The following is a 21742-nucleotide window of genomic DNA, read 5'->3' on the forward strand; positions in this document are numbered from 1 at the left end:
TACGCCATTTCCGAATTTCGGTAAAGTGGAATATTATTGCAAGCGCGGCTTGACACCGGCGCAGCTCGGAATGACCCGGTGTTTTGCCCGACGGCCGAGCCCGGCGGCGCGCTCGCGAATCCGGCGGCGCGCTTACGAATATCGTCCCGAACGCAACACGCTTCGGAACCCAGGTTGACGTCGCGCCGTTCTTGAGCACTATCTGCGACAATTCGAGCACGCCTCGGACATAAAGGCGCGGCAATCTCAGGGCTTGTCGATCCGCCCCGCCCTGCTTCCCCGGAGTTCCCATGCATTCTGCCGACCGGCCGGCAACGCGCCTCGCGACGCGGCTCGCCTTTCTCGTCGCGGGCTTCGGCATCGCATGCTGGGCGCCGCTAGTGCCGTTCGCAAAGACGCGGCTCGGCGTCGATGACGGCGTTCTTGGACTGCTCCTGCTCAGCCTCGGCATCGGCTCGGTCGTCGCGATGCTTCTGACCGGAGTCATGAGCGCGCGCTACGGCAGCAAGCCGATCATCATTGCGGGCGGGCTCGGTCTGGCGCTGGTGCTGCCCCTGCTGGCGATCGCGAGCTCGCCGGCAACGCTGGCGCTGGCCCTGTTCGCCTTCGGCGCCGCGCTCGGCTCCATCGACGTCGCCATGAACATCCACGCGGTCGAGGTGGAGCGCGACGCGGGCCGCCCGCTGATGTCTGGCTTCCACGCGCTGTTCAGCATCGGCGGCTTCGCGGGATCCGCCTTGATGACTGCGCTGCTCTCGTTGCAACTCGGCGCGCTCGCCTGCACGCTGATCTGCTCCGTGCTGATGCTGGTCGCGATGCTGGCGGCCTGGCCGCGCTTGCTTCGTTCGGTGCAGGTGCAGGACGGACCGCTCTTCGTGCTGCCGCATGGCTCCGTGCTCCTGCTGGCGCTGCTCGCCGCCATCACTTTCCTCGTCGAGGGCGCGATGCTCGATTGGGGCGCGCTGCTCGTCATCGGCGCCGGCCTCGTCTCGGAAGTGCAAGGCGGGATCGGCTACATCGTGTTCTCGATCGCGATGACCGCGGGGCGGCTCGGCGGCGACGCCGTCGTCGCACGCATCGGGGATCGCGCGACATTGTTCTGGGGGAGCATCATTGCGATCGCGGGCTTCGTAGTCCTGCTCAGGGCGCCCGTAGCGGCGGTCGCCATCGGCGGCTTCCTGCTGATCGGCCTCGGTGCATCGAACCTCGTGCCGGTGCTGTTCCGCCGGGCGGCCAGGCAGACCGTGATGCCCACGGGGCTCGCCGTCGCCGCCATCACGACCGCAGGCTACGCAGGCATCCTCATCGGTCCCGCCGGCGTCGGCTTCGTCGCACGGCTTGGCGGATTGCCGACAGCGTTCTGGCTGCTGGCCGCGCTGATGTGTCTCGTCGCGCTGTCGGCGCGCATGGTCACGGCGGAGGGCCGGCAGACGTCGCGCGTCGAGGCCTGAGCGGCCTCACAAATTGCTCAGCCCGATCGACTTGATCACGGGCGCCAAGCTTGCCGTCGTCGCGTCGATGATGCGCTGGAATTTGTCGGGACTCGAATCGATGTCGGGCTCGATGCCCTGGGCACGGTAGTTTGCCTGCATCGGCGGATCGGCCATCGCGACCAGCGTCGCATGCGCGATCCGGTCGATGATCGCATCGTCGGTGAGCCTGGGTGCGAAGATGCCGAACCAGCCCTCATAGCGGAGATCCGGCATGCCGGATTCGACCGCGGTCGGAATCTCCGGCGCGCCGCTCAACCGCTTTTCGCTGGTGACCGCCAGCAGCCTGACCTTCCCGGCCCCGCCCAGTTGCTTCAACTGGTCGGACATGACGCCGATGACGAGCGATATCTGGCCACCAGCGAGGTCGTTGGTCGCCTGCGAAATGCCCCGATACGGCACGTGGACGATGTCCAGCGCGCCGGCCTGCTGCTTGAAGGATTCGCCGACCAGATGGTTGCCAGTGCCGATGCCTGGTGTCCCGTAGGACAGTTTTCCCGGATTGTCCCTAGCGTAGGCGATCAGCTCACGCAGATCCGCGGCAGGCACCGACGGATGGACCGCGAAAACCAGCGCGGTGCTGATCAAGCGATAGATGGCGCGAAAATCGTCGACGGAATAGCCGGGATTTTTCGAGGTCAGGGGAATGATGACCTGCGTGCTGCCATTGCCGAGCAGCAGCGAATAGCCGTCGGGCTCCTCGCGCGCGACCGTCGCAGCCCCGATCGCGCCGCCCGCACCGCCGATATATTCCACGAAGGTCGGCCCAAGCAGCGATGACATCTTGTCCACCCAGGGACGCCCGATCTGGTCCCCCGCTCCGCCGGCTCCATACGGAAGCACGAGGCGAATGGGACGAGACGGATAGTCAGCGGTTTGTCCGCTGCGCGGGATGGCCGCCAGCGCCGCTGCGCCCGATAGGGCATGGACGAATCGTCGCCGCGAGAAGGAAGCCATGTTCGAATTCCGGAAGTCGGTGGTCACTGTCGAGGCGGGACCGGCTCCCGAACCATCCAGTCTCAGCAATCTGCTACCGCCGTCAATGCGCCATCCGGGTGAGGGCACCGGTGTCATCGCCTTGTCATGTCACCATAACCCTTTACTTCTTAAGGGTTATTTCGGCGGACCGACCGATCGAAGCCATGCGCGCAGGGCTACCAGCTCTGCCCACTGCTTTCGGCCAGTTTACTGTACGCCTCGTTCTGATAGACCAAAAAGTAATACATTTTGACTCCCGTTGCGGGGGCAATGGCGCGTGCCAGATCGTACCGAAGACTCGGCCATTTCTTTTGGGCCATTTCGACTATTTCCGAAGTCGCGGCTCTTGGAGAAGGAGGGCTCGCCGCTTCACGTCGGCGGCCGCGCGCTCGATATTCTGATCTTCCTCGCCGAGCGCCCCGGCGAAGTCATCGACAAGAGAGAGTTGGTCAAGCGCATCTGGGCCGACGTCAATGTCGACGAGGGCAGCCTGCGCTTCCACGTCGCGGCACTGCGCAAGGCGCTGGGCGATACCGGCAAGTCGGCCCGTTATGTCGTCAATGTGCCCGGCCGCGGCTACTGCTTTGTCGCCTCGCTCGCTCACGCGGCCCCGCCGGCCGCTCAGCCCGCCGTGAACATTGCACCTCCCCGTTCCCTTCCCTCGCCGCTCTCGAAAATGGTCGGACGGGAGGAGATCGTCGAGAAGATATCGAACGGGCTTTCGCTGCATCGCTTCATGACGGTGGTCGGCCCCGGCGGCATCGGCAAGACCGCCGTCGCCGTCACCGTCGGGCATCGTAGATCGGCGGATTTCGGCGGGCGCGTATTCTTCGTCGACTTCGGTCCGCTGAGAGATGCCAGCCACATCGCGACCACCATCGCCTCCGCACTGGGACTGACCATCAGCGCGGAGGATCCGACGCCGGCCCTGCTGACATTTCTGAAGACCGGCCCAGCCCTGCTGATCTTCGACAGCTGCGAGCATGTGCTGGATGCGTTGGCACCGCTTGTCGAGCGCATCGTTCGCGACGCACCGCAGCTTCGCGTTCTCGCTACCAGCCGCGAGTCGTTCCGGAGCGACGGCGAAAGGATTTTCCGCCTGTTCCCGCTGGATTGCCCGCCGGAGCGCGAGGACCTGGGTGTCGCCGAGGTCCTCGCTTACCCCGCGGCCCAGCTCTTCGTCGAGCGCATTGCGCAGAGCTCGGGTCCGTTCCAGCTCAGTGCGGAAGAAGCGCCGCTCGTCGCGAGCATTTGCCGGCGCCTCGACGGCATTGCGCTCGCGATCGAGCTCGCGGCCGGCCGTGTCAATGCGTACGGTATTGCCGGCACGGCGTCGCTGCTCGACAGCCGCTTCTCGTTGCAGTGGCGGGGTCGGCGCACCGCCGTGCCACGACATCAGACGCTCGCCGCGGCGCTCGACTGGAGCTACGATCTGCTACCTCCCGCCGAGAGTGCCACGCTGCGACGCCTGTCGGTCTTTGCCGGGCCCTTCGCGCCGGAGGCGGCTGCCGCGGTAGCCGCCGGCGACGGCCTCGGCGCGTCCGAAACGCTGGAGGCGATTGACAGCCTCGTCACCAAATCGCTGATCTCGCCATCCGGCTCGCGAACGTTGCGCTATCGCCTGCTCGACACCACGCGCACCTATGCGCATGGAAAGCTGAACGAGCTCGGCGAGACCAGTCAGTTCGCGCGCCGTCATGCAGAGCATTTTCGCGACTTCTTCGAGCGCGCGGAGGCCGATACATCGACGCCGCTGCCGGAATGGCTGAGCATCTATGGCGCGGAGCTGGACAATGTGCGCGCCGCATTGAACTGGGCCTTCGGGCACGACGGCGACGCTGCACTCGGGATCGCGCTGACGGCGGCTGCCGTCACGCTGTGGGTCCGCCTGTCCCTGTTCGCCGAATGCCGCGAGCGCGCCAAGACGGCGCTCACCGCGCTCGGCGACAGCGGCGACGATCGCATTCGCATGCAACTCCTGTCGGCGCTCGGCTGGTCGCTGATGTATGGCGAGGGCCGCGCCCGCGAGGCGCGTCCGATCCTCGAGACGACCCTGGAGCTGGCTGACAGGCTCGACGACAAGGACTTCCGGCTGCGCGCGCTCTGGGGCCTGTGCATCGACCAGTTCAACAACGGACAGTTCGGCAAGGCCCGTGCGCTCGCCGACCGGTTTGCGAATGCAGCGGCGAACTCGTCGGACAGGACCGATCTCATGCTGGGCGACCGGCTGATGGCGGTGGCGCTGCACTATCTCGGCGATCAGAACGACGCACGGCTGCGCATCGAGCGCGTGAACGCGTCGCTGCATGTGCTGGCGGAGAAGCCGAAGATCTTCCCGCTCGACCTCAGGATATCGACGCAATATTTCCGGGCCCGCATCCTGTGGCTTCAGGGCCTCGCCGATCAGGCCCAGGCGCTCGCCGCCCGAAACATCGAGGAAGGTCGCGCCAACGGCCACGCGCTGACTTTCTGCAGCGTGCTGGGGCAAGCCGCCTGCCCAATCGCCTTCTGGTCCGGCGATTTCGAGGCCGCGGAGCGCCACGGCACCGAGCTGCTCGAACACACCGAGCGCCACGCCATCCGGCTGTGGGGCCTGTGGGCACGGGCCTTCAACGCGGCGGTCGTCGTAAGGCGTGGCGACGTCGCGACCGGCCTGCCGCTGCTGCGCGAAGAGCTCAATCGCGCCGGCGATGCGCGTTTCCTGCCGCGCTTTCTTCCGCTGCTCGGCGAACTCGCCGCATGTTCCGGCGAGGCCCACCAGGTCGACCGTGGCCTCGACGTGATCGAGGACGTCCTGACCCGCTGCAACGACCGGCAGGAGCTGTGGTATCTGCCGGAACTGACGCGCATCAAGGGCGAATTGTTGCTCAAGAGCCCGCGGCATGCGGGGGACGCCGAGGCGCGCTTTCGCGAGGCCATGGAGATTGCCAACCAGCAGGGCGCGCGATTCTGGGAGCTGCGCGGTGCGATCAGCCTCGCGCGGTTCATGATCGGAGCCGGCCAGAATGCAGAGGCCCTGGCAATTCTCGAACGTGCATGCGGGGCGTTCAGCGAGGGCGCCGGCATCGCCGATATCCGCAGCGCACGCGATTTGATCGCGCAACTCCGGACTTGACGAGGCCGGCCGAAGGCCTTCGGCCTTCGTACCACACCGCTCGCTTCATCCTGCCCGCGGAATGAATCCGGGCACGCCGGTCTCGACCACTGTGTTGAAGCGGACATTCGTCGTGATGTGGTCCCGCATCTCCCGCATGGCGTCTTCAGGCAACGTCGAAATATCGAAGTTCTCCGCGATCCGCCGAGGATTGGTCGACGTCGTCAGGAAAGCCGTGCCGCGCTGGACGGCCCAGGCCAGGGCGACCTGAGCCGGCGTCTTGTGCAGGCGTTCCGCGATGGCGGTGATCACGGGATCAGCGAGGAGGTTCGGCTTCATGGCGTGTCCCAGCGCGGCAAACGCCTGCAGGACAATTCCATGCTCCCGACAGAAGTCGAGCAGCTCCCATTCGGGCAGGTACGGATGCGATTCGACCTGCACCATAGCAGGCCTGATCCGCGCGACCTCGACGATCTCGCGCAGCTTCTCCAAGGTAATGTCCGACAGCCCGATCGACTTGCAGTGCCCCTCGTCGACGAGCCGCTCCAGCGCCCCCCATGTCTCCGCCAACATCACGCCTGAATCATAGATCACATGGCCGCTCGCATCCCTCGGGTCCTGCTCGTCGCCGGGTTGAAAGGCGAAGGGCGTATGGATGATGTAGCAGTCGATCTCGTCGAGTTGCAGCCGCCGGCGACTGGCGTCGAAGGCGGGCCTGACCCGCTCCGGCCGATGATTGGTGTTCCATAGCTTCGTCGTAACGAACAGGTCCTGGCGCCGAAGCGTGCCCGCCTTGAACGCGTCCTGTAGCGCGTCGCCGACGGCCGCTTCGTTGCGATAGCGCTCGGCACAATCGAGATGTCGAAATCCGGCCTCCAATGCAGCCCTGGTGGCCTGCCTGGTCACGAGCGGATCCGGAATGAGCGTGCCAAATCCGACTGCGGGAATCGTCACGGCCTCATGCGTGGGAATTCTCGTGTAACGAAGTGAATCGGAGGTCGTCATGGTGATACTCCTTGTTGACTGCTAGCCGCGCGATGCGGAGGAAGCGATCGAGGTTGCGGACACAACGTCATTTCACGACTCTCCGGCGCTAGCCGGCGGGGCGCGGCTTACGAAGAAAGAACACCAGCGGGATCACGACGAGCATGGCGAACATCAGGATCTCGAACTGATCGATGACCGCAACCGTGGCCGCCTGGCGCGTGACCATGCCGTTGAGGGCGGCGAGACCTGACTTCCCGATCGGGCCCGTGACATTCGCCGCGACACGAGAAGGCGTGAGATGCTTGGCGAGCGCGATATGCACGGCCTGAGTGTTGGCATAGAAGAACAGCTGGACCACCGCGATGCCGATCGTGCTGCCGTAAAGGCGCGACAGGTTGATCAGCGCACTGCCTTCGGGGCGAAGCTTCGGATCGAGCGTTCCGAACGCGGCCCTCACCAGCGCCGGCAACAATATGCCGAGACCAGCGCCCTGGAGGAAACCTGCTTCGACGACCGGCCGCCAGTCCATCGCCGGCGAATAGCCGAGCATCAGCCAGTTGGCATAGACCACCAGCGCCATGCCCCCCATGAGGAACGGCCGGTAGTCAACCTGTCCCGGAACCAGGCTCGTCAGCACCAGCGCTCCGACCAGCGCCACGCCGCGTGGAATGCTCATGTAGCCGGTGGTGTCGACAGGGTAGTTGAGCAACTCCTCCAGCATCGGGGACGTCAATGCCAATGTCGGCAGCAGGACGAAGCCGAGCGCAAAGGAGATCACCGTCGAGAGGACGAGATTGCGATCCCTGAACAGGGCCGTGCGGAGAAAATGCTCCTTCTTCGTCAGAACGTGTACGATGAAGAGATAGAAGCCCAGGACCGAGGCGATTGCTTCGACCCAGATCTCCGTCGAGGCGAACCATTCGAGGCGCTCGCCGCGATCCAGCAGCATCTGCAGCCCGATCATGCCGGCGGAGAAGGTCGTCAGGCCGAAGATGTCGAAGGGCTGGCTCCGCTCTGCCCGCTTCTCGCCCAGCAACAGGGCCATCGTCAGGGCGATGAAGGCCGTCATGGGCAGGCTGACATAGAAGATCGACGGCCAGCCGTAATATTCGCTGAGCCAGCCACCAAGAGCGGGACCGGTGCTGATGCCGAGCAGCGAGCAGACCGTCAATGCCAGGCCCATGCGCGCTTGCCGCGCCGCCGGCGTCGCCTCCAGCAGAATCGCCAATGAGAGCGGCGCAAGTGGTCCGCTCGCCGCGCCCTGGAGAATCCGCGCCAGCACGAACTGGATCGACGTCGTCGCCAGCGTGTCGAGGACAAGACCAAGCGTGAAGACGGCAAGGGCTGTCTGATAGACCGCCTTGCGGCCGTAGCGTCCCGCGAGCCATTGCGTGATCGACATGGTCACGGCGCTTGCAGCAATATACGAGGAGAACACCCAGCCGACCTCGTCATTGGCCATCGAGAGCGTGGCCTGGATGTGCGGCAGCGCGGCGTTCGGTATTGAAATGTTGACGGCCTGCATGTAGGTCGCCATCAGGGCGGCCGCCGAGATTGCATGATGACCGCCGGTCGCGGTCGATGGGAGGGGCGTGCTCATTTGACCTCCGTCGCAAGCGCAGGCTGGAGCAGATGCAGCCAGTTGCGACGATGGCCGGTGTCGACCCGCGCCGCCACGCTGATGCCGGAGAACAGTGGCCGGGTCGAATCGGGATCGTCGAGCTCGAGGCGCACCGGCAGCCGCTGGACGACCTTGACCCAGTTCCCGGTCGCATTCTCCGGCGGCAGGATCGAGAAGTCCGACCCGGTGCCGGGACTCATGCTGACGATATGCGCCTTGAATTTTCGATCCGGATAGGCGTCGACGTCGATCGTCGCCTCCTGGCCCGGCCGCATGTGGGTCAGGCCCGTCTCACGAAAATTCGCCTCGATCCACACGTCCCGGCTCGACATCAGTGAGAACGTGGGCGCGCCTGCGTTGACGAAACCGCCGATTTGCAGATCGTCGACCTTGGTCACGATGCCGTCGTCGGGAGCCCTCACCGTGGCGTAGGAGAGATCGAGCCGCGCGCGATCGAGCTGCGCCCTCGCCGCGCGGACTGTCGGGTGGCGGTCGACATCGATGTCGGGGTCGCCGTTGAGCGCGACGACCGTATTGGCGATCTGCTGTTCGATCGATGCCATCCGATGGCGCGCGACCTTGAGATCGGTCTCGGCCCGCTCGTAGACCGCGCGCGGCGTGAAGTCGGAGGCGACCAGCATCTTCTTGCGGTCGAACTCGTGCTCGTCGAACGAGGCCGAGTCCTTCGCCGATTGCAACTCCGCCTGCTGCTGGCGGTAGGTCGCCTTGAGGGAGTCGATCTGGAGCCGCGCGCTGCCGAGCCGGGCTTCGGCCTGATCGACGGCGATCTGGTAGGGCTCCGGGTCAATTCGAAACAGCACCTGGCCCTGCCGGACACGCTCATTGTCGCGCACGGCGATCTCGACCGCCTGGCCCGACACCCGCGCGTTGATGGTGACTTTCGCGGCGCGCACGAACGCATCGTCGGTCGAGACAAATTGTTCCTGCGCCAGATACATGAAGGCGCCGAGCACGGCAGCCGCGGCCGGCACCACGAGCATCAGGGGCCGGCGCAGCCGCCTGGCAAGATCCGCTCCGAACAACGGCGCAGCAGCCTCGCTCCCGCGGAAGCTGCGATCGCCCAGCCAGCCGGCGATTGGCGCAAAGTTCAAACCCATCGTCCTCGTCCCTATCTCATTTACTAACGTTCGTTACAAATATTGTACCCCGACGCGACGATCAAGCCGCGCGGCCATTGATTTTTATAACGATCCATACAAATATACGTGTGGAACATGGCAACCAGGTTCGGACGACATGGCACGGAAAAAGAGCGAGACGGGGCCGGCGCGCCGGGGACGGCCACCCGCCTACGACACTGAGACGGCCCTCAAGCGGGCCACGGAAACGTTCTGGAGGACGGGCTATTCCGGCACGTCCCTGGACAAGGTCGCGGCCGCGACCGGCATGAGCCCACCGAGCCTCTACGCGGTGTTCGGCAACAAGCACGCGCTCTATCTCGAGGCGTTGGCGCGCTATTGGGAGATCAGCCTTGCGGCAACGCGCGAGGCTCTCGCAGGGGACCATCCCTTGGACGAAGCGCTGATGCTGGCCTATGACGCGGCGCTGTCGATCTACTTTTCCGGCAAGGGATCAGCGCGCGGCTGCTTCGTGGTCGGAACCGCGGTGACCGAAATCGCCGAGGATGCGGCGATCCGGAGCAGCGTTGCGACGGGACTGCGCGCGATCGATGCCGATTTCGAGGCCCGCTTCCGCCTGGCGCAGGACAAGGGCGAGCTGGATCGCGAGGCCGACCCGGCTGCACTCGCGATTCTTGCCGCCGCCACGATGCAGACGATCGCCATTCGCGCACGGGCCGGAGCGCGCCGCGCCGAGCTGAGGGAGATTGCCCGCAAGGCGGTGACCGTGATCTGCCGACGCCGGCCGGAGGCGCATTGAGCCACGAGGAATTCTCGTGATCGTACGATGAGGGGAGTTCGCACATTTGCACTCCTCGTCAAAAAGCCCTCGGCGGCCGTACGCGACGATCCGGCTAGCCTCCCACGGCGGCCGCGCGCCTTGGCAGCTTCCAGTCGGGCCGGATGAAGTGGCAAGTGTAGCCATCGGGATAGCGCTCGAGATAATCCTGATGCTCGGGCTCGGCTTCCCAGAACTCCGCTGCGGGCGCAACCTCGGTCAGGACCTTGCCGGGCCAGAGACCTGACGCCTCGACATCGGCGATGGTGTCTTCGGCAACCCGCTTCTGCTCGTCACTCGTATAGAAGATTGCCGAGCGATAGCTCGTGCCCAGATCATTGCCCTGGCGATTGAGCGTGGTGGGATCGTGGATCTGGAAGAAGAACTCCAGCATGGTCCGGAAGCTCGTCTTGGCGGGATTGAAGATGATCTCGATCGCCTCGGCGTGGCCCTCGTGATTGCGGTAGGTGGCGTTCTTCACATGCCCGCCGGTGTAACCGACACGGGTGGAGATCACCCCCGGTTGTCTGCGGATCAGATCCTGCATGCCCCAGAAGCAGCCTCCGGCCAAAACTGCGCGCTCTGTCGTCATCTGATGCTCCATTGGTTTCGTCGAGATAGTCAGCGCTTGTCCGCTGCCGGATGCAAGCGCGGGTCATCGTGGTCATCGTGATATTCGAGGCCCAGCGGCCCGATGGCGGAGACCTGTGTGACGTATTCGCCGGACTTCGCCCAGTGAAAATGCCAGGTCTCGCCGGGCAGCACGATGACGCTGCCCGGCGGATAGGCTTTCACCTGATCGCCATCAAAACGCTCGCCGAGGCCGATGTAGAACACACCCGACATGACCGTGTAGATGCGGTCCTCCGGATGCTTGTGCGGCATCAGTTTCGTGCCGCCCGGCACCTTCACCCGGACCACGTAAGGTCCGGGTTCGCTGGGATGGCCGACCATCACCGCCAGCCGCGCGCCCGGCGGGAACGCAGGGAACGGTTGCCAAGCGATGTCCTCGGGCAAAATCGCCCGGAACCTGTCTTCATCCGGCTGATGCTGGCGAGGCGGATCTTGGCGAGACAGATCTTGGCGAGACATGGCACCGTTCCCTGTGTTCGATCAGGTCAATTTGGCGTCGAGCGTGATCGCGGCGTTGAGCACCTTCGACACCGGACAGTTCTTCTCGGCCTCGCCGGCGATCTTGGCGAAACCTGCGTCGTCAAGGTTCGGCACCTTGGCGCGAAGCGTCAGTGCCGACTTGCTGATCTTGAAGCCCTTGCCTTCCGGCTCGAGCGTGATGGCGGCTACCGTCGACAGCTCGTCCGGCGTGAAGCCGGCGAGCTGAAGGCCGAAGGCCAGTGCCATGGTAAAGCAACCGGCATGGGCCGCGGCGATCAACTCCTCGGGATTGGTGCCCTTCTCGCTCTCGAAGCGGGTCTTGAACGAATAGGGCGTCCCGGCGAGCACGCCGGATTCGCTCGAGAGATGGCCGGTGCCGTCGCGACCGGTGCCCTTCCAGACTGCTGTTGCCTTGCGGATCATCTCAATTCTCCTTGTTGGTTTTCAGGTTGGTTTTTAGCACCGGCGCTCGGTAGCGGAGGAAAGCGACATTGGCACGACCGCCTGTCACCCCTCCAACCGGCCGAACGCCACAGCGGTTCCGTTAGCCGCTGATTTGACCCACATGGAAGCCAAGCCGGTTCTCGACGTCGCCGGCTCGGTGGAAACCGCGCGCCATCAGCGCCTTGATGCGGGTCTGGCTGGCGGGACGGCCGAGCGCGGCCAGGAACGCGTCCCACTCCGGCTTGATCTCGTCATCCGGCGGCAGGCTCGCAACATCGACAAGACGCTTGGTCTCGGCGATGGCCTCCTTGTCGAACGACGCGATGCGCATGGCGAGCGCCTCGACGAAGCCGTCGAGCTCCGCATCCGGCAGCGAACGATTCACGTAGCCGTAACGCTCGGCGAGATCGCCGTGGATGTCGTCGGCACCGAGCAACACTTCGAGCGCACGGCCTCGGCCCATCAGCCGCGGCAACCGGGCCATCGGTCCGCCGCCGGGCACGAGTCCCGCGCCGACCTCCCATTGCGACAGGATCGCCTTCTCGCGGCTGGCAAAGCGCATGTCGCTCGCCAGCGCGAGCTCGCTGCCGACCCCGGTCGCACGGCCCCGGATCGAGGCAATGGAGACGACCGGCGCGCGGCTGAGGCGCACCAGCATGTCAGGCAGCGCCTGCAGGCCGGTCGGCCCGGGTGGAACGCGAAGCGAGTCCTCAAGCGGCGCCAGGAAGTCGTAATGCGTGATGAAGAAGCCTTCAACGGCGCTGTCGAATACGACCACCTTCACGTCCGGATCGGTCTCAATCGCGGTGATGATCTCGTTGAGCAGCGGAAGGTGCTTTGGACCGAAGATGTTCACCGGCGGCATGTCGAAGGTGACGCGCCAGTATGTCGGCAGGCGCCGCTCCAGGCGAATGTCTTCGGTGGTGAAGATCTGTACGGGGCGGTTCATTGTTGGCACTCCTGATATTTGTGTTCGGAAAAGGGACGAACGGCAGCGCGCGTCCCCTGCTCGGTTCAGATCGACTGGCGCAGCGGGCGGAACGCGGTGCGCATTTCCGCAGAGAACAGCGCGGGCTGCTCCCAGGCTGCGAAGTGGCCGCCCTTGTCGAGCCGGTTGTAGTGCATCAGCTTCGGATAGGCCTTCTCGGCCCAGCTGCGCGGCGCGGCACAGATCTCGTCAGGGAACACGCTGACGGCGACCGGGATCTTGATGTACTTGGGCTCGAGGAACACCAGCTTATTCTCCCAGTAGAGCCGCGCCGACGAGACCGCGGTGTTGGTGAGCCAGTAGAGCGTGATGTTGTCGATCACGTCGTCCCGCGACAGGCCTTCGGTCTTGCCGTCGAACACCCGCGCAATCATCGCAGCACTGCGTGAGTCGTGATCAAGCATCCAGGACGCAAGGCCGGCCGGTGAGTCGACGAGGCCATAGAGCGTCTGCGGCCGATTCGACATCTCGATGGCGTAGCCGAGGCCATGCTTGTAGAAATCTTCGAGCTGGTCGTAGGCAATGCGCTCGTCGGCCGAGAGGTTTGACGGCCGCGTCCCGCCGGGCTGAAGCGCCTTGGCGATGTCGTCGGGAACGGTGGCGGGCATATTGGTGTGAATGCCGAGCAGCTCCGGCGGTGCGATCACCGCCATCTGCTCGGTGACGGCATTGCCCCAATCGCCGCCCTGCGCCACGTAGCGGTTGTAGCCGAGGCGCTTCATCAGCACGATCCAGGCGCGCGCGATGCGCTGGGGATCCCAGCCGAGCTCCGTCGGCTTGCCGGAGAAGCCGTGGCCGGGAAGCGAGGGGATCACCAGGTCGAATGCATCCGCGGCCTTCGCGCCATGCGCGGTGGGATCGGTGAGCGGGCCGACGATCTTCATCTGCTCGATGATCGAGCCGGGCCAGCCATGTGTGACGACCATCGGCAGCGCATTCTCGTGGCGGGAGCGGATGTGAATGAAGTGGATGTCGACGCCGTCGATCTCGGTGACGAATTGCGGCAAGGCATTCAGCCGCGCCTCCATCTTGCGCCAGTCGTAATCGTTCTGCCAGTACCGCACGAGCTGCTGGAGCGTCGTAAGCTGCACGCCCTGCGATTGGTCGGCGACAATCTCGCGATCGGGCCAGCGTGTCGCTGCGAGGCGGCGGCGGAGGTCAAGCAGATCTTCTTCGGGCACGCTGACGCGGAACGGGCGGATCGTGCCGCTTGCAGCGGCCTTCGCCGGACGCAGCGGCAGCAGGCTCGTCACGCTGGCGGCGACCGCGGTCATTGCGGCCTGGCTCAGCAATTGACGGCGGTCGGGATTGAGAATGTCAGCTCGTGCTCGCGTTGTCATGGCAGATCTCCCTTGCTTTGGTCGGTGACGCCAACCGAATTCGAAATCGACGCGTCGGCTCGTCGTGAAGAGAGATTGGCGCAGGTCCTGGCAATTAGCTCGTTATCGGTTGTTAGGCCGCGTTAGCCGTTGCGAGTCCGGGGGATGCAGGAAAGCGAGCGACGATGACGATACGCGCGATGCAGAAGCAACTCGGCGCGCGACGAGTTCAATCGGCGCGCGCCCTGTCTGTGAATTCAGGCGATGTGTTCATTACAACTCAGGAGGGCAGCGGTTGACCGGCCTGCTCGCGGACGATGTAGTCGGCGTACCAATCCGCCCAGTTCTCGTCGTGTCCGCCGATGCGCTTCTCGTGCTCACCATGCGCGACAGCGGCACGTCGCAGGGTTGCGGCCAGATCGGCCGTTGAGGCAAACGTCGGCCGTCACCCGCGATGCGTCCAGGCAGTCGCGTCGTGACCTCCTGGAACAGCCAGCCATTACCGTCGGGATCGCTGAACGAGGCAAACGAGCTGTAGCTGCTGCGCTTCGGGTCAGCACCGCTGACCCGGACGCTGCCGAACAGATACGGCTCGTCCGGACCGGCGTGAACGTCGCCCGCACCATGGAATGGTGCGCTCACCGCGATGCCACGGTCGAGCAGATCCTGTCGCGCCGCCGCCAGATCGGAGACGATCAGGTACAGCCCGCGCGCCGAACCGGGCGCTGCCGGTGTGACGTTCTTGCCGAAGATCACCGAACAGGCCGAACCCGGCGGCGTGAACTGGATCACGCGCCATTCGTCACCTGAGGCAAAATCGGCGTCCAATCGCCAGCCGAGGCGCGCGTAGAACGCCTTGGCGCGGTCGACATCCGACACGGGGATGACGACGATCTCGAGCTTCAGGTCAACGCCATGCGATGTCGAAGACGTGTTCGGGGACCCGGCCTCGGCGTCGCGGTCGATTTCGGTGGTGGCCATGTCGAACTCCCTGAGTTGAAATTGAAGCGAGCTTCAAGCGGCAGTGGGCATCACGATCGTCACGCGTGTGCCGCCCTGGCTCGCTTCGCCCTGCAACCGCGCGTCGATACTGCGTGCGAGCCCTTCAAGGATGCGGCTGCCGGTGCCCTGAAGCGGACCGGTCGCACCGATGCCGTTGTCAGCCACCGTGCAGAACCAGGCGCCGTCGCGGTTGGCCATTTCGATGCGGATCAGCGCATCGTTCCTGTCCGGGAAGGCATGTTTGGCGGCATTCGTGACCAGCTCCGTCAGCATCAGCGCCAGCCGATGACACTGCGATGCCGGCAGCGCCCCGCTCTCGATCGCGGCCTCGCAGCGGATGCTGGCCGGTTCCAGCACCGCCTCGGAGAGCGCCTCGCACAGGTTTTCGAAGAAGGCCTCGACGGAGACGGCGGACAGATTGTCGCTGTCGGACAAGAGCTGATAGAGCCTGCCGAACGCGACGATGCGCTGCTCGAACCGGTCCACCGCGCCCGACATATCCCTGGTGCCCGGCCGCGAGAAGTCGCGGCGGACTGACGCACCCAGCAGCGTCAACGTGTTCTTCATCCGATGGTGGGATTCCCGCAGCACGAGTTCCCAATCACGCGACTGATCATCAAGGCTGGCAATGTGCTGAGAACGAACGAAATGGTCGCTCGTCTCCAAGCCGATAGCGGACATGATAGCCTCCCCGTTGGATCTAGGACCTAACTCGAAGCCTATACTGGATGCACCGCGCGCGTTTTGCTCGTTAGACGTTGCAAGATTTTGTTATGATCGGCGGCACAAGTTGGCGGCCAGACCGTCCTCTCGACGGTCAAGCACGCTGACGGGTCGTCCCGATCGCTTCCCAAGCCGCTCGCGTTTAAGCGAAATTTGTCACGCATCATCCCGGTGCGGCCGAATGACTTGCCGCGCGATTTCGCCACTTTCGACCAGTTTACTCATAACCTCGTTCTGCTAGATCAGGATGCGGACAACAGCCCCTTCACTGGATTCATTGGCGCGTGGTGGACACTAACGACCAGGATGCGGCGATTTCCTTCGGGCCATTCCGGCTGTACGCAAGGTCGCGCCTGCTCGAGAAGGACGGCGCTCCGCTTCACCTCGGCGGCCGCGCACTCGACATCCTCATTTTTCTCGTCGAGCGCGCCGGCGAGGTCATCGACAAGCGTGAGTTGATCAAGCGCGTCTGGGCCGACGTGACGGTCGATGAAGGCAGCCTGCGCTTCCACATCACGACGCTACGCAAGGCCTTGGGGGATGCCGGCGAAGGCTCCCGCTATGTCGTCAACGTGCCCGGCCGTGGCTATTGCTTCGCGAGCCCGCTGGTCCGGTCCGAATCGTCGGAGACGCGGACAGGCCCGGCCGTCCCGTCGCCTCACATACTCCCGCCGCCGCTTGCCAGGATGATCGGACGAGACGACGCGGTCGAGCGGATTTCCACCGAGCTTGCGCAGCATCGCTTCGTGACAATTGTCGGCCCCGGCGGGATTGGCAAGACTTCCGTCGCGCTCGCCGTCGCGCATCGCGAGCTCGAGGCCTTCGACGGTCAGGTCAACTTCGTTGATTTCGGCGCGCTGACGGATGCCAGGCTCGTTCCAAGCACCATCGCCGCCACGCTCGGCCTGACCGTCAATTCCGAGGACCCGATGCCGGGCCTGCTGACGGTGCTGCGCAACCGCCGGATGCTGCTGATCTTCGACAGCTGTGAGCACATCATCGACGAGCTCGCGCCCCTGGCCGAGCACATCGTCCAGGAGGCGCCCGAGCTGCACATTCTCGCCACCAGCCGCGAATCCTTTCGCACCGAAGGCGAACGCGTCCACCGGTTGTTTCCGCTGGACTGCCCGCCCCAGCGCGACGGGCTCGGCATCGCCGACATCCTTGCCTATCCCGCAAGCCAGCTCTTCGTAGAACGCATTGCCGAGAGCCTGGGCGAATTCGAACTGAGCGAGGAAGATGCACCGCTTGTCGCCGAGATCTGTCGGCGACTGGACGGCATCGCGCTCGCGATCGAGCTCGCCGCCGGACGCGTGAACGCCTATGGCATTGCCGGGACCGCCTCGCTGCTCGACAGCCGCTTCTCGCTGCTGTGGCGGGGACGCCGCACCGCGATCCCGCGGCACCAGACCCTGAGCGCCGCGCTCGCCTGGAGCTATGATCTGTTGCCGGCAGCCGAAAGCGCGACGCTGCGCGGTTTGTCGGTGTTCGTCGGGCCATTCACGATGGAGGCCGCGCTCGCCGTTGCGTTCAGCCAGGGCATCAGCGAGCCCGAGGCGGTCGACGCGATCTCGAACCTGCTCTCCAAATCGCTGATCGCAACCTCACCCGCGGAGCGGCGGCTGCGCTATCGTCTGCTCGACACCACCCGCGCCTTCGTCGGCGCGAAGCTCGTCGAGAACGGCGAAGCGCCCCGTGTCGCGCGCGCTCACGCCGAATATTTCCGCGACTTCCTGCGCGACATCGCGCTCAAATCCACGGGCATGCAGACCGCGGGCGGCTTCCTTCCCTATGCCGACCATTTGCCCAATGTCAGGGCCGCGCTGACCTGGAGCTTTTCGGATAGCGCCAACCGAACGATCGGCGTGGATCTGGCGGCTTCGGCGGCCCAGTTTTTCCTCGAACTGACATTGCTGACGGAGTGCTATCGCTGGACGAAGCAGGCGCTGGTCTCTCTCGATACGAATTCGATCGACCGCCGCCAGGAGATGACGTTGCAGGCCGCGCTCGGCGTCTCCGTGATGTTCACGCAGGGCAATACCGAGGCGGTCCGGTCGGCGTTCACACGCAGTCTTCAGCTTGCGCGGGATCTCGAGGATCTGCACTGGCAGCTCTGGCTGCTGCGCGGATTGCACATCTACCTGACCAGGGTCGGGGATTTTCACGGCGCGCTCGGCACCGGCGAGCAGGGCGAGAGCGTTGCGCGCAAGCTGAATGATCCGGCCGCCGCGCTGAACGTGGAATGGATGCTGGGCGTCGCGCACCATCTGATCGGCAATCAGGACAAGGCCGTGCAGTTCTGCGAGAGCGCGATGGTGCACAATCCCGGCTCGCAGCGGCTGAACATTGGGCATCTCGGTTATGACGACCGCATCGTCGCGCTGGTCGCTCTGGCGCGCGGGCTCTGGCTCACCGGCCGGCCCGATCGCGCGATTGAGGCGGCGAGATACACTGTTCGCGAGGCCGAACTGCTGGAACAACCGCTCACCCTCGGCATCTCCCTGATCTGGACGATCTACGTGTTCCTCTGGGTCGGCGACTGGGCCAATGCCGAAATCCTGATCGAGCGGCTGATCGACCATTCGGCGCGGCACTTCCTCGGTCCCTATCACGCCGTCGGCATCGGCCAGAAGGGCGAGCTCATGCTTCGCCGCGGCGACATCGCCGGCGGGATCGAGCATCTTCGCCGCAGCCAGGCCACGCTGTACGCGACGCGGCACCGGATCATGACGATGGTGTTTGCGACGGCGCTGGCGGAGGGCCTCGTGGCGGAGAACCAGCCGGACGAGGCCCTGCGCACGATCAATGATGCCATTGCGCAGATTCCAGATCATGGCGAATCCTTCGACATGCCGGAGATGCTCCGGGTCAAGGGCGACATCCTCGTCCGGTCGGGAAACACCGCGGAGGCCGAGCGCTGCTTCCGGAAATCGCTCGATTTGTCGCGCCGGCAGTGTGCGCTCGGCTGGGAGCTGCGGGGGGCGATCAGCCTCGGCCGGGTCTGGCGCCAGGCCGGACAGGCGGGCGAAGCACGCGCCCTGCTCGCCCCGCTCGTCGCGCGGTACCAGGAAGGCCTCCAGACCCGCGATCTCGTGGCCGCCAGGGAGCTGTTGAGCGCGCTGAATTGACAGTATCTTCAACGGGATACCGCCCAAGCACCTGCTCGCAAGTCCTAACAACTTCTAACACGCCAAGCCGCATCCGCCCCGCCATGGTGGTGGCACTTCACGGTGGATATGGCGGGATATGGCGCTTCTTGACGATGTAATTGATGCCAGCGGCGGTATGGCCCGCTGGAATAGCTTGAATCGCTTTACGCTCCACCTTTCCGTCGGCGGCTCGTTGTTCTCCAGCGCCGGACATGCCAGCGAATTCAAGGACGTGACGGCGGAGGGCTCGACCCGCGCCCAGTCGGTCCGCTTCACCGGCATCACCGGGGGTGAACACTCCGGCTGCTTTCAGCCCGACGCGATCACGATCGAGAGCCTCGAGGGTGAGGTCCTGCGCACCTGGGATAACCCGAGCCCTGCATTTCCCGAGACCGGCTCTCCTGCGCTCGCGGACGAACTGCACCTCGTCTTCTTCTGCGGCGTTGCGATCTGGAATTATCTGACCAACCCATTTCTGCTCGCCCATCCCGACGTCGTCACGGAGGAGCTTCCGCCGTGGCGCGAAAACGCTGACACGTGGCGGCGGCTGCGCGCGCAGTTCCCGCCGAACCTGTTCACGCTCGCGCCCGAGCAGATCTTCTACTTCGACGAGAACGCCCTGCAACGGCGGACGGATCACGATCTGTTCGGAAACAAGGTCGCGCATTATTCCTGGGCCCATGACAGCTTCGGCGGCATCGTCGTGCCGACATTGCGGCGTGTGCAGACGCTGCGGCCTGATGGAAGCGTGATCGCCAAGCCCGTGCTGATGGACGTCGAGATCTTCGACGCCGTGTTCGAGTAGCGGTGGCGACGCGCGAGAGCGGGAACCGTTCACTGCTCTCAACGCCTAACAATACATAACGAGCTAACACGCGGCCTTGGGTGCAACATTGGGCTCACGAGCAACGAACAAGTGTCGTGCTCGAACGAGACCGAGGCCGGCGCACCTCCACCACGAGGGAATGCGTCAGCAGCGAACGCACTCAAGGAGATCGTCATGAAGATTCTTATGGTTATCACCTCCCACGACCAGCTCGGCAACACCGGACGCAAGACTGGCTTCTGGCTCGAGGAGCTCGCCGCCCCCTACTACGTTTTCGAGGATTCCGGCGCGGAGATCACGCTGGCTTCGCCCAAGGGCGGCCGGCCGCCACTCGATCCCAAGAGCAACGAGCCCGAGTTCCGCACAGACCTGACGCTGCGCTTCGAGGCGGACGCTGCCGCTGAAGCCCAGCTCGACAAGACGGTGCGCCTCGACAGCGTCAAGCAGGAAGAGTTCGACACGCTGTTCTATCCCGGCGGTCACGGCCCGATGTGGGACCTCGCCGAAGACAAGGACTCGGTCAAGCTGATCGAATCCTTCCTCGCCGCCGGCAAGACCATCGCGGTGGTGTGTCACTCGACCGGTGCGCTGCGCCACGTCAAGACGCCCGATGGCAAGCCTTTGGTCGATGGCAAGGAAGTGACCGGCTTCACCAACGGCGAGGAAGAGGACGTGGGCCTGACCAATGTCGTGCCGTTCCTCGTGGAGGACGAGATGTTGAAGCTCGGCGCGGTCTTCTCGAAAACGGCGAACTGGGGCGTACACGTCGTCAGCGCGGGCCAGCTCATCACGGGACAGAATCCGCACTCCTCCGGCCCGGCCGCGCAGACGCCGCTCGCCGCCCTCGCCAAGAAGGCGAAGTCGGCCGCGTAAGTCAGGCTCGCATCGGAGCGGTGCTCATCAATGAGCACCGACCCGGCAACTGACCGGACACATCGAGGACGATGACGAAAGCTTTACGCCGGAGCTTACGAATGTGATCCGGCGAGCGGAAGCTGCTGCGCACAACAGCGATCACGGTGGCAGCGTGCCGCTCAATCCCGTCAGAGCGGTTGCCGGCGCATGACGCGCCGGCACGTCTCGACGCGCCCACATCGGAGCGATGACATGAACATTCCAGCCACCCTCGCCCTCGCAGCCGCCCTCGCCTGCACCACCGTGCAGGCCTCGGCACAGGATCTGCGGTCGAGCCGACGCTCGATCAGCTATCACACCATCGATATCGGGGGTCTCAATATCTTCTACCGCGAGGCCGGGCCCGCCGACGCGCCGACCGTACTGCTGCTGCACGGCTTTCCCTCCTCGTCGCGGATGTGGGAGCCTCTGCTGCCGCTGCTCGCCGACAAATATCACCTGATCGCGCCTAATTATCCCGGCTTCGGCAACAGCAGCGCGCCGCCGCCGTCCGATTTCACCTACACTTTTGACAACATCGCCGGCGTGATGGGCGAGCTGACGAACAAGCTCGGCCTGACCAACTACGTGCTGTTCATGCAGGACTATGGCGGCCCGGTCGGTTTCCGCATGGCGCTGGCGCATCCCGAGCGCGTCCGCGCCATCATGATCCAGAACGCCGTTTCGCATGAGCAAGGTTTGAGCCCGCTCTGGGAAGCGCGTCGCAGATACTGGGCTGATCCGGCGCATGAGCTCGAGGCGCTCGAGGCTAACTTCACATCCTTGGCCGCGACGCGCCAGCGGCACCTCGGCTCCAGCCCGCACCCCGAGCGCTACGACCCTGACACATGGACCGACGAATACGCGTTCCTGACGCGTCCCGGCGAGGCCGAAATCCAGACTACGCTGTTCCTGGATTACCGGACCAACGTCGCCTCCTATCCGAAGTGGCAGGAGTGGCTGCGCAAGACGCGGCCGCCGACGCTGGTGGTCTGGGGCAAGTACGATCCGTCCTTCGCCGTCGCCGGCGCTTCGGCCTATCGCGACGATGTGCCGGATGCGGAGGTCCACATCCTCGAAGCCGGCCATTTCGCGCTCGACGAGGCGACCGACGAGATCGCCACGCTGGTCCGCGACTTCCTTGCGCGTCTGGACGGGCACAAGGGCTGACGGCGACTTGCACAATGCACCGACCAC

At 64.8% G+C, this 21742-nt stretch carries 17 protein-coding genes and 1 pseudogene; 7 read left to right on the forward strand and 11 right to left on the reverse strand.

The features are described from left to right. Positions 1-290 precede the first annotated feature (290 nt). Entirely contained in the window at positions 291-1451 is a 1161-nt protein-coding gene (locus J4G43_RS37230) for an MFS transporter (RefSeq protein WP_071911513.1), read from the forward strand. 6 nt (positions 1452-1457) lie between these two features. Here J4G43_RS37230 and J4G43_RS37235 read toward each other — a convergent pair whose 3' ends face one another. Beyond that, positions 1458-2447 carry a Bug family tripartite tricarboxylate transporter substrate binding protein gene (locus J4G43_RS37235; RefSeq protein ID WP_208087959.1) on the reverse strand — a complete coding sequence of 330 codons (990 nt, stop codon included), beginning with the start codon at positions 2445-2447 and terminating at the stop codon, positions 1458-1460. Positions 2448-2745: 298 nt separating this feature from the next. Between J4G43_RS37235 and J4G43_RS37240 the strand changes: the two genes are divergently transcribed. Beyond that, complete coding sequence (locus J4G43_RS37240) at positions 2746-5583, forward strand: ATP-binding protein (protein WP_208087960.1); 2838 nt, start codon at positions 2746-2748, stop codon at positions 5581-5583. Positions 5584-5628: 45 nt separating this feature from the next. Here the strand turns inward: J4G43_RS37240 and J4G43_RS37245 are convergent, their stop codons facing one another. The 3 genes from J4G43_RS37245 to J4G43_RS37255 all read right to left on the reverse strand — a co-directional run bounded on the left by J4G43_RS37245 (position 5629) and on the right by J4G43_RS37255 (position 9288). Next, on the reverse strand, positions 5629-6567 hold the full coding sequence (locus J4G43_RS37245) for an aldo/keto reductase (RefSeq protein ID WP_208087961.1): 939 nt from the start codon (positions 6565-6567) through the stop codon (positions 5629-5631). Positions 6568-6655: 88 nt separating this feature from the next. After that, positions 6656-8149 (reverse strand): MDR family MFS transporter, encoded by a 1494-nt coding sequence (locus J4G43_RS37250; protein ID WP_208087962.1) that lies wholly within the window; start codon positions 8147-8149, stop codon positions 6656-6658. Further along, on the reverse strand, positions 8146-9288 hold the full coding sequence (locus J4G43_RS37255; RefSeq protein ID WP_208087963.1) for an HlyD family secretion protein: 1143 nt from the start codon (positions 9286-9288) through the stop codon (positions 8146-8148). Before J4G43_RS37255 ends, J4G43_RS37250 begins: the two co-directional genes overlap by 4 nt. A 139-nt stretch (positions 9289-9427) precedes the next feature. Here J4G43_RS37255 and J4G43_RS37260 point away from each other — a divergent pair, with 139 nt between their 5' ends. Continuing rightward, a complete protein-coding gene (locus J4G43_RS37260) occupies positions 9428-10069 on the forward strand; it encodes a TetR/AcrR family transcriptional regulator (protein ID WP_208087964.1) in 642 nt (213 codons plus the stop codon). A gap of 94 nt (positions 10070-10163) precedes the next feature. Here the strand turns inward: J4G43_RS37260 and msrA are convergent, their stop codons facing one another. From msrA to J4G43_RS37295, 7 genes and pseudogenes are all read right to left on the reverse strand, one after another. After that, positions 10164-10679, reverse strand: coding sequence for a peptide-methionine (S)-S-oxide reductase MsrA (msrA, locus tag J4G43_RS37265; RefSeq protein WP_208087965.1), 516 nt, complete (start codon positions 10677-10679; stop codon positions 10164-10166). Between the two features lie 29 nt (positions 10680-10708). Then, entirely contained in the window at positions 10709-11104 is a 396-nt protein-coding gene (locus J4G43_RS37270) for a cupin domain-containing protein (RefSeq protein ID WP_014493565.1), read from the reverse strand. A gap of 96 nt (positions 11105-11200) precedes the next feature. Next, entirely contained in the window at positions 11201-11623 is a 423-nt protein-coding gene (locus J4G43_RS37275) for an OsmC family protein (RefSeq protein ID WP_208087966.1), read from the reverse strand. A 121-nt stretch (positions 11624-11744) separates the two neighbouring features. Continuing rightward, positions 11745-12593, reverse strand: coding sequence for an enoyl-CoA hydratase/isomerase family protein (locus J4G43_RS37280; RefSeq protein WP_208087967.1), 849 nt, complete (start codon positions 12591-12593; stop codon positions 11745-11747). Between the two features lie 65 nt (positions 12594-12658). Further along, complete coding sequence (locus J4G43_RS37285; protein ID WP_208087968.1) at positions 12659-13972, reverse strand: epoxide hydrolase family protein; 1314 nt, start codon at positions 13970-13972, stop codon at positions 12659-12661. Between the two features lie 259 nt (positions 13973-14231). After that, positions 14232-14932 (reverse strand): annotated as a pseudogene (locus tag J4G43_RS37290) (VOC family protein). Between the two features lie 33 nt (positions 14933-14965). Further along, a complete protein-coding gene (locus tag J4G43_RS37295) occupies positions 14966-15634 on the reverse strand; it encodes a sensor histidine kinase (protein ID WP_208087969.1) in 669 nt (222 codons plus the stop codon). Between the two features lie 326 nt (positions 15635-15960). Between J4G43_RS37295 and J4G43_RS37300 the strand changes: the two genes are divergently transcribed. From J4G43_RS37300 to J4G43_RS37315, 4 genes are all read left to right on the forward strand, one after another. Further along, positions 15961-18804, forward strand: a complete 2844-nt coding sequence (locus J4G43_RS37300) for an ATP-binding protein (protein ID WP_208087970.1) — start codon at positions 15961-15963, stop codon at positions 18802-18804. A gap of 118 nt (positions 18805-18922) precedes the next feature. Next, positions 18923-19630, forward strand: a complete 708-nt coding sequence (locus J4G43_RS37305; protein ID WP_208087971.1) for a hypothetical protein — start codon at positions 18923-18925, stop codon at positions 19628-19630. Between the two features lie 195 nt (positions 19631-19825). Continuing rightward, positions 19826-20524: a type 1 glutamine amidotransferase domain-containing protein gene (locus J4G43_RS37310; protein ID WP_208087972.1), complete on the forward strand. Its 699-nt coding sequence runs from the start codon at positions 19826-19828 to the stop codon at positions 20522-20524. Positions 20525-20758: 234 nt separating this feature from the next. Further along, positions 20759-21715 carry an alpha/beta fold hydrolase gene (locus J4G43_RS37315; protein WP_208087973.1) on the forward strand — a complete coding sequence of 319 codons (957 nt, stop codon included), beginning with the start codon at positions 20759-20761 and terminating at the stop codon, positions 21713-21715. Positions 21716-21742 lie beyond the last annotated feature (27 nt).

Source organism: Bradyrhizobium barranii subsp. barranii, assembly GCF_017565645.3.
Taxonomy (GTDB): domain Bacteria; phylum Pseudomonadota; class Alphaproteobacteria; order Rhizobiales; family Xanthobacteraceae; genus Bradyrhizobium; species Bradyrhizobium barranii.

Excerpts from the sequence above, each read along its gene's own strand:
- J4G43_RS37260 (WP_208087964.1), top strand. The coding sequence starts at position 9,428 with ATGGCACGGAAAAAGAGCGAGACGGGGCCGGCGCGCCGGGGACGGCCA.
- J4G43_RS37305 (WP_208087971.1), top strand. The coding sequence starts at position 18,923 with ATGGCGCTTCTTGACGATGTAATTGATGCCAGCGGCGGTATGGCCCGC.
- J4G43_RS37280 (WP_208087967.1), bottom strand. The coding sequence starts at position 12,593 with ATGAACCGCCCCGTACAGATCTTCACCACCGAAGACATTCGCCTGGAG.
- J4G43_RS37310 (WP_208087972.1), top strand. The coding sequence starts at position 19,826 with ATGAAGATTCTTATGGTTATCACCTCCCACGACCAGCTCGGCAACACC.
- J4G43_RS37275 (WP_208087966.1), bottom strand. The coding sequence starts at position 11,623 with ATGATCCGCAAGGCAACAGCAGTCTGGAAGGGCACCGGTCGCGACGGC.
- J4G43_RS37295 (WP_208087969.1), bottom strand. The coding sequence starts at position 15,634 with ATGTCCGCTATCGGCTTGGAGACGAGCGACCATTTCGTTCGTTCTCAG.
- J4G43_RS37315 (WP_208087973.1), top strand. The coding sequence starts at position 20,759 with ATGAACATTCCAGCCACCCTCGCCCTCGCAGCCGCCCTCGCCTGCACC.
- J4G43_RS37255 (WP_208087963.1), bottom strand. The coding sequence starts at position 9,288 with ATGGGTTTGAACTTTGCGCCAATCGCCGGCTGGCTGGGCGATCGCAGC.
- J4G43_RS37245 (WP_208087961.1), bottom strand. The coding sequence starts at position 6,567 with ATGACGACCTCCGATTCACTTCGTTACACGAGAATTCCCACGCATGAG.
- J4G43_RS37235 (WP_208087959.1), bottom strand. The coding sequence starts at position 2,447 with ATGGCTTCCTTCTCGCGGCGACGATTCGTCCATGCCCTATCGGGCGCA.
- J4G43_RS37250 (WP_208087962.1), bottom strand. The coding sequence starts at position 8,149 with ATGAGCACGCCCCTCCCATCGACCGCGACCGGCGGTCATCATGCAATC.
- J4G43_RS37285 (WP_208087968.1), bottom strand. The coding sequence starts at position 13,972 with ATGACAACGCGAGCACGAGCTGACATTCTCAATCCCGACCGCCGTCAA.
- J4G43_RS37230 (WP_071911513.1), top strand. The coding sequence starts at position 291 with ATGCATTCTGCCGACCGGCCGGCAACGCGCCTCGCGACGCGGCTCGCC.
- msrA (WP_208087965.1), bottom strand. The coding sequence starts at position 10,679 with ATGACGACAGAGCGCGCAGTTTTGGCCGGAGGCTGCTTCTGGGGCATG.